The organism is Peribacillus tepidiphilus, from assembly GCF_009466385.1.
GTDB classification, from domain to species: domain Bacteria; phylum Bacillota; class Bacilli; order Bacillales; family DSM-1321; genus Bacillus_BN; species Bacillus_BN tepidiphilus.
The window spans coordinates 1-13,377 of sequence record NZ_WIAQ01000046.1 but is presented as its reverse complement, the minus strand read 5'-3'; the positions used below and the strand labels follow the sequence as shown (position 1 = coordinate 13,377).

8 protein-coding genes, 10 tRNA genes, 2 rRNA genes and 1 pseudogene are annotated in these 13,377 nt (G+C 39.8%); all 21 read left to right on the top strand.

The window, feature by feature from the left end; all coding sequences use genetic code 11:
- A 23S ribosomal RNA gene (locus GD441_RS16065) occupies positions 1 to 120 on the top strand; the annotation flags it as partial.
- A gap of 122 nt (positions 121 to 242) precedes the next feature.
- Positions 243 to 358 (top strand): 5S ribosomal RNA (gene rrf, locus GD441_RS16060).
- 9 nt (positions 359 to 367) lie between these two features.
- A tRNA-Asn gene (locus GD441_RS16055) sits at positions 368 to 442 on the top strand.
- A 6-nt stretch (positions 443 to 448) separates the two neighbouring features.
- Positions 449 to 521 (top strand) — tRNA-Thr (locus tag GD441_RS16050).
- Positions 522 to 538: 17 nt separating this feature from the next.
- Positions 539 to 613, top strand: a tRNA-Glu gene (locus GD441_RS16045).
- Between the two features lie 8 nt (positions 614 to 621).
- A tRNA-Val gene (locus GD441_RS16040) sits at positions 622 to 697 on the top strand.
- Between the two features lie 5 nt (positions 698 to 702).
- Positions 703 to 778: transfer RNA gene (locus tag GD441_RS16035), tRNA-Thr, on the top strand.
- Positions 779 to 797: 19 nt separating this feature from the next.
- Positions 798 to 882: transfer RNA gene (locus GD441_RS16030), tRNA-Tyr, on the top strand.
- 113 nt (positions 883 to 995) lie between these two features.
- Positions 996 to 1,070, top strand: a tRNA-Gln gene (locus GD441_RS16025).
- 3 nt (positions 1,071 to 1,073) lie between these two features.
- A tRNA-Lys gene (locus GD441_RS16020) sits at positions 1,074 to 1,146 on the top strand.
- A 7-nt stretch (positions 1,147 to 1,153) separates the two neighbouring features.
- Positions 1,154 to 1,228: transfer RNA gene (locus tag GD441_RS16015), tRNA-Gly, on the top strand.
- Positions 1,229 to 1,254: 26 nt separating this feature from the next.
- Positions 1,255 to 1,330, top strand: a tRNA-Ala gene (locus GD441_RS16010).
- A gap of 221 nt (positions 1,331 to 1,551) precedes the next feature.
- On the top strand, positions 1,552 to 2,451 hold the full coding sequence (rocF, locus tag GD441_RS16005) for an arginase (RefSeq protein ID WP_153127423.1): 900 nt from the start codon (positions 1,552 to 1,554) through the stop codon (positions 2,449 to 2,451).
- A 613-nt stretch (positions 2,452 to 3,064) separates the two neighbouring features.
- Positions 3,065 to 3,628 carry an RNA polymerase sigma factor SigW gene (sigW, locus tag GD441_RS16000; protein ID WP_153127422.1) on the top strand — a complete coding sequence of 188 codons (564 nt, stop codon included), beginning with the start codon at positions 3,065 to 3,067 and terminating at the stop codon, positions 3,626 to 3,628.
- Positions 3,629 to 3,644: 16 nt separating this feature from the next.
- Positions 3,645 to 4,283, top strand: coding sequence for an anti-sigma factor family protein (locus GD441_RS15995; protein ID WP_153127421.1), 639 nt, complete (start codon positions 3,645 to 3,647; stop codon positions 4,281 to 4,283).
- Positions 4,284 to 4,493: 210 nt separating this feature from the next.
- Positions 4,494 to 5,315, top strand: a complete 822-nt coding sequence (cdaA, locus tag GD441_RS15990) for a diadenylate cyclase CdaA (RefSeq protein WP_153127420.1) — start codon at positions 4,494 to 4,496, stop codon at positions 5,313 to 5,315.
- A complete protein-coding gene (locus GD441_RS15985) occupies positions 5,308 to 6,633 on the top strand; it encodes a CdaR family protein (RefSeq protein WP_153127419.1) in 1,326 nt (441 codons plus the stop codon). The genes cdaA and GD441_RS15985 overlap by 8 nt, the downstream gene beginning before the upstream one ends.
- A 52-nt stretch (positions 6,634 to 6,685) precedes the next feature.
- Positions 6,686 to 8,035: a phosphoglucosamine mutase gene (glmM, locus tag GD441_RS15980; protein ID WP_153127418.1), complete on the top strand. Its 1,350-nt coding sequence runs from the start codon at positions 6,686 to 6,688 to the stop codon at positions 8,033 to 8,035.
- A 542-nt stretch (positions 8,036 to 8,577) separates the two neighbouring features.
- Positions 8,578 to 10,380, top strand: coding sequence for a glutamine--fructose-6-phosphate transaminase (isomerizing) (glmS, locus tag GD441_RS15975; protein ID WP_153127417.1), 1,803 nt, complete (start codon positions 8,578 to 8,580; stop codon positions 10,378 to 10,380).
- A 208-nt stretch (positions 10,381 to 10,588) separates the two neighbouring features.
- The gene (locus tag GD441_RS15970; protein WP_153127416.1) at positions 10,589 to 11,203 is read left to right on the top strand and encodes a type II toxin-antitoxin system PemK/MazF family toxin; all 615 of its coding nucleotides are present in this window, start codon (positions 10,589 to 10,591) and stop codon (positions 11,201 to 11,203) included.
- Positions 11,204 to 11,933: 730 nt separating this feature from the next.
- Positions 11,934 to 12,587, top strand: a pseudogene (locus GD441_RS17550) (UPF0236 family transposase-like protein).
- Positions 12,588 to 13,377 lie beyond the last annotated feature (790 nt).

Below are 13,377 nucleotides of genomic sequence, written 5' to 3'. Positions count from 1 at the left end.
AGATTTCCCATAGCGTCAAGCTAGTAAGATCCCTGAAAGATGATCAGGTTGATAGGTCAGAGGTGGAAGCGTGGTGACACGTGGAGCTGACTGATACTAATCGATCGAGGACTTAACCAATGAGTCATAAAAACGTGTTTTACGCAAAAAACCTTCTGTTATCTAGTTTTGAAGGAATGAAAATTTCCTCTTGCATTTTAGAGAAAAAGTGTTATAATAATATCTGTCTCTAATGTGTATTGTCTGGTGACGATGGCGAAGAGGTCACACCCGTTCCCATACCGAACACGGAAGTTAAGCTCTTCAGCGCCGATGGTAGTTGGGGGTTTCCCCCTGCGAGAGTAGGACGTTGCCAGGCTGAAATTATTCCGCAGTAGCTCAGTGGTAGAGCACTCGGCTGTTAACCGAGCGGTCGTAGGTTCGAATCCTACCTGCGGAGCCATATATTGCTTCCATAGCTCAGCAGGTAGAGCACTTCCATGGTAAGGAAGAGGTCACCGGTTCGAGCCCGGTTGGAAGCTTTCTTAATGTGAAGTTTGGCCCGTTGGTCAAGTGGTTAAGACACCGCCCTTTCACGGCGGTAACACGGGTTCGAATCCCGTACGGGTCACCACTACATATGGAGGATTAGCTCAGCTGGGAGAGCACCTGCCTTACAAGCAGGGGGTCGGCGGTTCGATCCCGTCATCCTCCACCATATATGCCGGTGTAGCTCAATTGGTAGAGCAACTGACTTGTAATCAGTAGGTTGGGGGTTCAAGTCCTCTCGCCGGCACCAGTAACAACCAATTTATTATGGAGGGGTAGCGAAGTGGCTAAACGCGGCGGACTGTAAATCCGCTCCCTCAGGGTTCGGCGGTTCGAATCCGTCCCCCTCCACCATTTAAAATTTGTGGATCAGTTATATAAAACCTGAGTTTGGGGATTATATGATTACCACCTATTTTTTTTGTTTAAAGGTTTATCTTAAGGTTCATATTGAAGAATATAATTGTTGGGCTATAGCCAAGTGGTAAGGCAACGGACTTTGACTCCGTCATTCGTAGGTTCGAATCCTGCTAGCCCAGCCAATCGAGCCATTAGCTCAGTCGGTAGAGCATCTGACTTTTAATCAGAGGGTCGGAGGTTCGAGTCCTCCATGGCTCATTTTTATGCGGAAGTAGTTCAGTGGTAGAATACAACCTTGCCAAGGTTGGGGTCGCGGGTTCGAATCCCGTCTTCCGCTCCATTTTTTTTATTAACCTATCTTTTATCGGGGCCTTAGCTCAGCTGGGAGAGCGCCTGCTTTGCACGCAGGAGGTCAGCGGTTCGATCCCGCTAGGCTCCACCATCTAACTACATAACACCAACTTTTCGTCTTAAGCCTTCTCGGGTTTAAGACTTTTTTTATTTTCCCGAGCTTTTCATAATGAATGAAAGAGTATCTTCAAAATATATTTAATCTATTAAAATAAACGACTTACGCGAATATTCATGCATTTTTTTGTCGAGTTGAGTCACTCTCCTTTTTCGAGCTAAAATAAGGGCATAAGGGGTTTGAGGAGGGACATAATGAATAAGAAGATATCAATTATTGGGGTACCGATGGACTTAGGTCAAACAAGACGCGGGGTCGATATGGGACCTAGCGCTATTCGATATGCGGGGATAGTCGAACGCTTGGAGAATCTACAATACGAAATGGAAGATTTAGGGGATATTATGATTGGGCGTGCAGAGCGCGTTCAAAACAATGATTCAAAATTGAGAAATTTGAAATCGGTTGCAGAAGGAAATGCGAAGCTTGCTGAGCAGGTGGATGAAGTTGTAAAGAATGGCTCGTTCCCTTTAGTGTTAGGCGGCGATCATAGTATTGCCATTGGAACAATAGCTGGGGTAGCGAAGCATTATAATAATCTAGGTGTTATTTGGTATGATGCTCACGGAGATTTAAATACCTCTGAAACATCACCATCTGGAAATATCCATGGTATGTCATTAGCTGTTAGCTTGGGACTTGGGCATCCTGATTTAACAAATATTTTAGGATATATGCCAAAGGTAAAACCGGAGAATGTGGTGATCATTGGTGCTCGTTCACTGGATGAAGGAGAAAGGACACTTATTAAGGAAAAGGGTATAAGAGTATATACGATGCATGAGATTGACCGTCTTGGTATGACAAAAGTTATGGAAGAAACGATCCAATACTTGAAGGAAAAAACGGATGGGGTTCATCTCTCGTTAGATCTAGATGGACTAGACCCAGCTGATGCACCAGGGGTAGGTACTCCGGTTCTTGGTGGAATAAGCTATCGTGAAAGTCATTTAGCAATGGAGATGCTGGCAGAAGCCCAAATCATTACTTCTGCTGAATTCGTAGAGGTTAATCCGATTTTGGACGAAAAGAACAAAACAGCCTCTGTTGCTGTAGCATTAATGGGCTCGTTGTTTGGAGAAAAACTTTTATAATAGAAATAATATATTTCACGCACATTCAGACTGATTGAAAACGATTGTCAGTGGAGGAACGAAATTGTACGAGGAGCGGAGTTACCCTAAATGGTGATGAGCACTGGGGAGAGTTCGTGACGATGAATGCGAGCGTTTGTTAATAGTCTGAAAAGGGGCTGTCCGAAAAGGGCAACTTCATTAAAAATTGAAAACCAAGAATGTTGATATATCAATATTCTTGAACATTAAAAGGGGAATCCAAAAGCCGAAAAATCGACTTATTGGACAGCCCCTTGTTTTTTCATTTTAAGAATTTCTTGATAAAATATAATCGGTATTCATGAGTTTATCTAATTTTGTACTCGTTTCGATTACTTCATAATTATAGAGGAATTGAAATGATCGCGATCATTTTTTCTCTTACTTCTTCGGTTATTTGCGCTATTCATGTACGTCCACGCTCAAAACACAATCTCACTTTCTACATACTTTTTTATTAAGATACTCTCTTTAAAGAAGAGATCAACACTTTTTTGGAAAATTTGTTAAAATAAATATAATATTTTTTGAAACCTTTACGCTTACGATTCGTAAATATCGTATAGCCGCATAGGGCGGAGGGCATACAAGAATGGAGTTACTTGTTAAGCAAAGGATTAAGGAAGTCATTAAAGGCGACCAAAATGCCTTTGGAGAGATTGTAGAAATATATAAGGATAAAGTGTTCCAGCTTTGCTTTAGAATGCTCGGCAATAGACATGAAGCAGAGGATATGGCACAGGAAGCCTTTGTAAGAGCCTATGTTAACATACATAGCTTCAATACCCAAATGAAATTTTCAACGTGGCTTTATAGAATTGCTACGAATCTTTGCATCGACCGGATTCGAAAGAAAAAACCTGATTATTATTTAGATGCAGAGATTGCAGGTACAGATGGATTGGATATGTATTCACAAGTAGCAGCAGATACTCAAAAGCCCGAGGATGAAGTAGAAAGCTTGGAGCTGCAAGAAACAATCCAGCGGGAGATTTTGAAGCTTCCTGAAAAATATCGATCAGTGATCGTCCTCAAATATATCGAGGAATTGTCTTTAAAGGAAATATCCGAAATACTTGATATGCCGATCGGCACGATCAAGACACGGATCCATCGAGGACGAGAAGCGTTGAGAAAACAGCTGAGCCATTTATAAAAAAGCAGGTGATAGAATGAACTGTCCAAAAGAAATCATTGAATACATGCATGAGTTTTTAGATGAAGAAATTAGTGCAGAGCATGAAAAAATTTTGCGTCATCATTTACAGCAATGTAAAGAATGTCAATCTCACTTTCATGAGCTAAAGAAAACGATCGCGTTAGTGCAAAGCACTTCACATATTTCCGCGCCATCTGATTTTACTCAGAGAGTAATGGCGAGCTTGCCAAAGGAAAAGAAAAAGGTAGGCGTTCAAAGATGGTTCAAACAGCATCCTTTTTTAACTGCTGCCTCCTTATTTGTCTTTTTTATGGGAGGAGCGCTTTTCTCCTCTTGGAATGAAGATCATCAGTTTTCTTTCTCTAAACAGCCTGAATTGATTGTAGAAAATGACACAGTCATTGTCCCAGAAGGAAAAACAATTAACGGAGATGTTACTGTGAAAAATGGTAATATTAAAATTGAAGGGAAAGTCAATGGAAACGTAACGGTTATTAATGGGGAAAAATATTTAGCATCCGCTGGGCATGTTACTGGAGAAATTGAAGAAGTAAATCAGGTGTTCGAATGGCTGTGGTATAAAATGAAAAATACAGCTAAGGAAACTGTTAAGCTTGTACAAAATAAAGAACCATCCACGTCATCCAATTAAAGGGTGACTTTTTTTATGTGAATAAAAAAGAACGATTATGTAAAAAAAGGGGAAAATAATGAATCATAGACAAAAAGCCAAGATAGGATTAGGTTTCTTCGTGTGAAAGATTCTTTCTTAAAGGTTTTATGTTATAATAGTTAAGTTATCGGAAAAACTCGGAATAAAGAGCCTTCACTAGCTCTTATTGGCCGACAGGAGGAAGTAACAATGTCGTTGTCCAATTTTACTTTCTTTGATGTTTTTATAAATATAATTGATATTCTCGTTGTATGGTTTGTTATATATAAACTTTTAATGGTGATTAAAGGAACAAAAGCCGTTCAGCTACTTAAGGGGATTTTTGTGATTGTAATCGTCCGTAACTTAAGTAGCTTCCTTGGTTTAAATACACTCGGGTGGCTTATGGAGCAAGCTATGACATGGGGTTTCTTGGCCATTATTATTATCTTTCAGCCTGAGCTGCGGAGAGCACTTGAACATCTTGGACGAGGTAAGCTGTTTTCAAGAAGCAGCTATCAGGAAGAAGAGGATCAGGAAAAAATCGTCGAAGCTATTGCAACAGCAGCAGCCTATATGGCCAAGAGACGGATTGGTGCTTTAATTTCGATTGAAAGAGAAACCGGGCTGAGCGATTACATAGAAACGGGGATTGCCTTACAATCCAAAGTGTCTTCAGAATTGCTCATTAACTTATTTATTCCAAATACACCGCTGCATGATGGGGCGGTAATCATCCAAAAAAACTTGGTAGCTGCTGCTGCATGTTACCTGCCGCTTTCGGAAAGTCCATTTATTTCAAAGGAACTCGGTACTCGTCACCGGGCAGCACTTGGTGTGAGTGAGGTTACAGATTGTATCACCGTTGTAGTATCGGAAGAAACAGGAAATATTTCTGTTGCGAAAAACGGGGAGTTGTACAGAGATCTAAATCCAGAAGCCTTTAAAGATATGCTGGCTAAAGAGCTTATTATAGTCAATAAGGCTCCTTCCACAGCTCGCTGGAACTGGAGGATGAAGAAAAATGGATAAATTAATGAACACACCATGGTTTATCAAAATCGTAGCATTGTCTTTGGCGGCTCTTTTATATATATCCGTTAATTTTGACCCTGATTCTAGTTCTGCAGGGCTTGGATTTTCGACTCCAGCCAAGATTGACACGGAGGTTATAGAAGATGTGCCAGTCGAGCTTTATTACGATCGAGAAAACCTCGTTGTAACGGGCGCACCAGAAACGGTGGATGTAAGTTTAAAAGGACCTAAAAGTCTCTTGTTATCAGCTAAAAATAATCGTGACTTTAAAGTGTATATTGACCTTTCTGATCCTGAAATTGAACTGGGAAGAAAGCAGGTTCCAATCAAAATTCGGGATATTAATGATAAACTGAAGGTGACCATTGAACCTGCGTATGCCAATGTTTCTATTCAAGAAAAAATCACGAAGGAATTTACTGTGGAACCTGAGTTTAACCGTTCCTTATTAGAGGAAGGCTATTTAGCAGAAGAGCCGATTGTTCAACCACAAAAAGTTAAAATTACGGGTGCAAAAGATATTATTGAAACCATTTCTTATGTAAAAGCAACGGTTGAGCTGAATGGACCTGTCAATGATACGGTATACAGACAAGCAATGGTTCGAGCTTTAGACCGTGAGTTCAATAAGCTCGACGTACTGATTGAACCAAGCGTAGTAGACGTGAAAGTTCCTATAAAAAGCCCAAGCAAAACAGTATCTATCCATCCTGTGCAAACAGGTACCCCTAAAGAGGGAATAAAGATCAAAAGCATCCATGTTGAGCCCAAGGAAGTTTCACTTTTCGGCAAAAAGTCTATTTTAGACAGCATTGAAAAACTTGAAGTTCCTTTCGATGTAAGCGAGATTAGTAACACCACAGAAGTAACCATTCCGTTAAAGCTTCCTGAAGGGATTAAGGCTGCATCGGCAGAAGAGGTAAGGATTGTTGTAGAAATTGAAAAAGAGAAAGAGAATGAAACAGATGATCAAAAGGATGCTCAACAAGATGATCAAGAGCAGGATGTAAGCCAAGAAAAAAGTGTTACAAAAACGTTCTCGAATATTAAAATAATTTTTGTAGGTCTTTTACAGGGCTATAAATTAGATTTTGTCTCTCCTAAACAAGGAGCAGCCGATGTCACGATTTCGGGAAAATCAGAGGACATCAATCATGTAAAAGCTTCTGACTTACAGCTCTCTATAAATGTCGAAGGCTTAGAAGAAGGGGAGCATGTAGTTCCTTTACAGCTTAAAACACCTACTGCTGTAAAAGGATCAGTAGGTGTGAATAAAGCTTTGATCAATATAACAAAGGCCTCAGAAGAAACATAATAGAGTAAAGAAAAACAGACATAGCAATTATGATGAAGGAGCGAATTTAAACATGGGTAAATATTTTGGTACTGATGGAGTAAGAGGTGTCGCTAACAGTGAACTGACACCGGAACTGGCATTTAAGCTAGGCCGCTTCGGAGGATACGTTTTAACAAAAAATACACAACGCCCTAAAGTTTTAATTGGTCGTGATACCCGAATTTCTGGACATATGCTAGAAGGAGCTCTTGTTGCAGGACTTTTATCCATTGGAGCGGAGGTTATGCGGTTAGGTGTTATTTCCACACCTGGAGTAGCTTATTTGACAAAAGCTCTTAATGCTGAAGCGGGTGTCATGATTTCCGCTTCCCATAATCCAGTTGCAGACAACGGAATTAAATTTTTCGGTCCAGATGGATTTAAATTATCTGATGAACAAGAGGAAGAAATCGAACAGTTGATGGATATGCCAGAAGATACGCTTCCAAGACCAGTAGGCGGTGATTTAGGTCATGTCAGCGATTATTTTGAGGGTGGACAAAAGTATCTTCAATACCTAAAACAAACCGTGGACGAAGACTTTACCGGTATTCATGTTGCACTTGATTGTGCTCATGGTGCTACTTCTTCATTAGCAACTCATTTGTTTGCAGACCTTGATGCGGACATTTCTACAATGGGATCTGCTCCAAACGGGTTAAACATTAACGAAGGAGTGGGATCTACTCATCCGGAAGCTCTGGCTGCCTTCTTAAAAGAAAAAGGAGCCGATGTAGGTCTTGCTTTTGACGGGGATGGAGACAGATTGATTGCGATTGATGAAAATGGTGAAATCGTAGACGGTGACCAAATCATGTACATTTGTGGAAAATACATGAAGGAACAGGGACGTCTTAAGCACTCTACCGTTGTATCGACTGTCATGAGCAATTTAGGGTTTTACAAAGCACTTGAGGCACATGACATAAAGAGTGTCCAAACAGCTGTCGGTGACCGTTATGTAGTGGAAGAAATGAAAAAGGGCGGCTATAACCTAGGTGGTGAGCAGTCCGGTCACATTATCTTCTTAGATTACAATACAACAGGTGACGGACTTTTAACAGGCCTTCAGCTAGTGAACATCATGAAAGCTACAAAAAAACCGTTATCAGAGCTTGCAAGCGAAATGAAGAAATTCCCGCAAAAGCTAGTAAACGTACGAGTAACAGATAAGCATGGCGTTACACAAAATGAAAAAATTAGCGCTGTAATTGCACAAGTCGAAAAAGAAATGAACGGAAATGGCCGTATTTTAGTTCGACCATCCGGAACTGAACCGCTTGTTCGTGTTATGGCTGAAGCACCTACGCAGGAGCTATGTGAAGAATATGTTCAACGCATTGCAGCGGTTGTTGAAGAGGAAATGGGCCTTAAAGAATAGATCAAGTGAAACCTTCATCAACGTGGGGGTCCTGGCCATAAATAATGGGAATTCTAATTATATGCATAAGAGGAACGAAAGTGCCTCTTATGCATATCTTTATATAGAACCGCTTTTGTTCGCTGCGAAACATTGGGGGAAAAGCCCATTTGTTCTGCAAGTATTAAGCAGATCGCCAGATAGTAATTTTGTTGACTATTTCACAATCTTCATGTATGATAATCCTGTTCTAGTGATATCTTTACCAAAAACAAACCGTCCAAATTTGAAAAGAAAGGTGGATCGTTGAACAAATTAAAAATGAAAAGCGCCCGGACTAAGCATGGACGGATAAAAGCTTAGTTGACGAGGAGGAGGTTTATCGAGTTTTCGGCGGATGCCTCCCGGTTGCAGTGCACAGCCGTAGGAATTTTCTCTTTAAAACTAAGGGGCAACCCTTGGCACAAAGAGAGAAAAATGCACACTACAATGAATCAGAGATAAGGGGGACAAGAGTGTCCCCGTGCATTCTTGTTCCCTTTTCGTTAAGGAGGACAAATAATATGTGTGGTATTGTAGGATATATTGGAAATAATGACTCAAAGGAAATATTATTAAATGGCTTAGAAAAGCTTGAATACAGAGGATACGATTCTGCTGGTATCGCTGTCATGAACGACAAAGGCGTAACCGTATTTAAAGAAAAAGGCCGTATTGCAGACCTTCGCGCGATCGTTGATGAAAATGTTTTCGCTCAAACTGGTATTGGTCACACACGCTGGGCTACACATGGTGTGCCAAGTAAAGTGAACGCTCACCCTCATCAAAGTGCATCTGGTCGTTTTACGCTTGTGCATAACGGTGTTATTGAAAACTATTCAGGTTTAATGCGTGAATATTTGCAGGATGTTGCATTTAATAGTGATACAGATACGGAAGTTGTTGTTCAACTAATTGAAAAATTTGTGAACGAAGGACTTGATGTTGAAGAAGCATTCCGCAAAACGCTATCTCTTTTAAAAGGCTCTTACGCGATTGCGATGATAGATGCTGAAAACGATCAAACGATTTATGTCGCAAAAAATAAAAGCCCACTTCTAGTCGGAATCGGCGACAATTTCAATGTAGTTGCTTCCGATGCAATGGCGATGCTTCAAGTAACGAATCAATTTATCGAGCTAATGGATAAAGAAATGGTCATCGTTACGAAGGAAAACGTGACAATCAAGAAGCTTGACGGTCAAGTTGTCGAACGCAAGCCTTATACTGCAGAGGTAGATGCTAGTGATATTGAAAAAGGTACGTACCCTCACTACATGCTGAAGGAAATCGATGAGCAGCCGCTTGTTATGCGCAAAATCATCCAAGCGTACCAAAACGAAGCAGGAGAGCTCACAATCGACCAAGAGATTATCGATGCAATGAATCAATCAGACCGTGTGTATATCATTGCGTGTGGAACAAGCTACCATGCGGGACTTGTTGGAAAGCAATTCATTGAAAGAATGGCGAAAATCCCTGTAGAAGTACATGTTGCATCTGAATTTAACTACAACATGCCATTACTTTCTGAGAAGCCATTGTTTATCTTCATTTCTCAAAGTGGTGAAACAGCCGATAGCCGTGCAGTATTAGTATCTGTTAAAGAGCTAGGCTATAAGTCGCTAACGATCACAAACGTACCAGGCTCTACTTTATCTCGCGAAGCGGATTACACATTATTGCTTCATGCAGGCCCTGAGATTGCGGTTGCTTCCACAAAAGCCTACACTGCTCAAATTGCTGTATTAGCGATTTTAGCAAATGTAACAGCAAAATCTCGCGGCATCGATCTAGATTTTGACTTAGTCAAAGAATTAGGGATTGTTGCAAACGCAATGGAAACCCTATGTGATTCTAAAGAAGAATTCGAAAAAATTGCGAGCGAGTATTTGACTTTCACGCGCAACTGCTTCTTCATCGGCCGTTCTGTCGACTATTATGTAGGTCTTGAAGGTGCATTGAAGCTGAAGGAAATCTCTTATATTCAAGCTGAAGGCTTTGCAGGCGGCGAATTGAAACATGGTACAATTGCCTTAATTGAAGACGGTACACCAGTTATTGCCCTTGCAACGCAAGAAAATGTAAACTTAAGCATCCGCGGAAACGTCAAAGAGGTCGTAGCCCGCGGCGCAAACCCATGCATCATCTCCATGAAGGGACTCGAAGACGAAGAAGATCGCTTCGTCCTTCCAGAAGTGCATGAACTATTAACACCACTTGTCTCTGTGATTCCATTACAATTAATTGCTTACTACGCAGCTCTACACCGCGAATGCGACGTGGATAAGCCACGCAACTTGGCGAAGAGCGTGACTGTGGAGTAATCATAAATATGACATAAACACGAGTTGTTGAATGACAAAAAAGTCGAGAACCAAACAAAAAAGTTGGGAACTCAATTAATTTAACAATTAATATGAGAAAAAAACTCGGTCGAAATTTGATCGAGTTTTTTTAGTAATTTTAATAAGGAATTTTCTGTCCAAAAATGATATAATTTCCCTATTAGTTTTATAGAAATGGGAGAGAAATATGGGGATACTTAGAGGAAATGAAGCAAAAAAACAGCTTGTAAAAGATAAAACCAAAGCCCTGTTTGGTGAACTTTTAGATTGTGATGAGGATTATGCAATCGCCCTCATTGATTGGTATCTAGAAAAAACCAAAATAAACAAAAAGCATATCGCTGAAACAAATTTAAGGAATCAATTGAGTGCTCTTCGTGGATTAACAGATTCAGAAACAAGTGAAAAGATAAAAGAAATAAAGAAAGAAATCAGAAAGACTCTACCTACAAATTATCCCAATGACTTAAAAAAAGGGGATATAGTCTATGTTAATTTTGGACAAGGTTTCGCTGGTGAAATTTCTGAAGGTCATTACGGTGTAATTGTCTCCAGAAAAGGCAGTAATTTTTTCATTGCACCATTAACAAAGTCTCCTCAACCTGATGGAACAAATACAATGACAATAACAGGTCTTGGTTTACCAGGAGGTGTTAACACGGGATATGTTAACTTTGGACAAGTTAGATTTGTTCACTACCGCCGTTTGGAGAATATAATCGGATTAACTGAAAGAAAAAGTATTGCAGAAAAAATCGAAGAGCTGTTAGAAAAGTTCAATAATATACTTAACAAAGAGTAATGAACATGCTTGATTTTTTTTGCTGTGTGATTTATAATAAATTTAAGTTAACAGGAACTCAATTGGGGAATGCCGATTGAGGGAAATAATTTCAACCAGGAAAACCTTGCGGAGTGGCGAGGTTTTTTATTTTTTTGCAGAAATTAAAGGAATTATTTTTAGAAAGTAGAATAACTTGTATTAAGAAGGGAAAGTTAATAATAAATTCAATTTTAGCTTAGATGGGGAGTGCCGTCTAAGTTTATACTTTTCAATTTGGGGAACCTTGCGGAGTGGCGAGGTTCCCTATTTTTTGTAAATAAGATATTATCTTAGGTGTATATCTATTCTGTTTTGTAGGGCAAACATAAAAACTAATTAACTTCCTGAATTTCGAGCGAACTCCGTATGCTTTTACGTTAAGAAATTCAAGATTTTAAAAAATAAATTCCTTAAGGTAATACTCCTTCAATGTCCTCTGTTATTAATAACGGGATAAAACTCATATTTTTGTTGAGTCATCTGCAATGCTATTTGGATCTTAATTAAATCCTATATAGTATGAGTAAAATTATTGTGGGCAAAATTTAACCCCCTCATTTGTTGAGGGAACGTTAGAACGCTCAACAAATGAGGGGGCTACCAAGCGAAAGCGCGGTAGTTAATAAGCAAATAACATGAAAAAGAGGGTTACTCCTTGGTAGAATCTTAGTCAACCAAAACTAAATCACAAACAAAGGAGTAACCCCTCATGCAAAAGAATAACACAGTATATCCAAATTTAAAACAGATTGAGCAATTAGTTTGGAGGCAATTACAGGAAACCTTCTCAGAGGTCATGAAAACACTATTAGAGGACATGGACAAGCAGATTGCTGAAGAACGAAATAAAAAGCGTTATCGTCTACTCGATAAGCGTACCACCACTATTATCAGTCTTTTTGGCGAAATAAAGGTGAAACGGAACTACTACTGAGACAGGGAGAAAGGTAAATATGTCTATCTGCTTGATCGCTATTTGGAATTCGAAGAGACAGGCACCTTCAGTCCGCTGATAGAGGAAGCGGCTCTAGAGCTTGCCATTACGGGGCCCTCCTATCGAAAGGCAAAAGACCCTTGAAACACTTTTAGGATACCGAGTGATTAGTCACGAAGCTATACGTCAACACCTGTTACAGGTTGAAAGTATCCAAAAGAGCGACAGCCTGTAAACTATCCTGTCCTATTCGTGGAAGTGGACGGCCTATATGTGAAACGTCAAGGAAAAGGAAAACGGGGCAAGGAAGAAAAAATTGCAGCGGTTCATCAGGGCTGGGAAATCAACGGAAAACGAGTAAGTTTGAAAGACAAACGCCATTTTATTCACAGTGGTGTAGAAATCAATCAAAGTCATATCAAAGCCTAAAAAGTCGTATTAAATTCTAAATAGTCGTATCAACAAAGCCGAGCGAAACGCAGGTATCCACTCCTGTTTTTCCTCGGCTTTTTCTCTTGCCATAAGGTTCGAAAGAACCGCTCCTCCTTGATAAATTAGGCATTCTCCCGCTTCCTTCCTCAGATATTTTTCTCATATCCTTATCCCTGACCCCTGTTATTCCTCTGCCTTTGATACGACTTTATTTGCTTTTTTGACTCTGATTTTCTCTGGATTTCCTCGGTTTTTCTTCTGGTTTGTAATACGACTATAATTAATAGGGGGATTTTAGGGGCAAGGAGGAAAGAGGGGGTGGAGCCTTGCGGTTCTAAGGTTTTTGAGGTAGAGCGGGTTGGGGTTGGTTTGATACGACTTTTTAGCGAATTGACACCAGTATAGATTTAAACATTTCTAGTACCCAACTTTTTTTATAAGGAATTCGTTATGATATCGAAATGAGATTCCATTGCTCAAAATCACAAATACTATATATAGTGTTTTGATATTTTTGACATACAATATATTGATTTATTTAGAGGGGTTATAGTATAATGAATCCGTTGGTGTTTTTTGTTCCAATTTTTTCCTAATACATACATTTGTACTGTCATCATGAGCCTGAATATAGATACTTTAAACCAATGGTAGTGTCAAAAGTTCTATGAAAAACTAGTTCTAGGCATCTCCGCCAGGATTTCAGGAATAGCCAAGTCCGCAATCGCTCTTGACAAACAGTCGAAAAAGGTTGCGATACGGCCATCAAGGGCGAAGGGAACAAAAG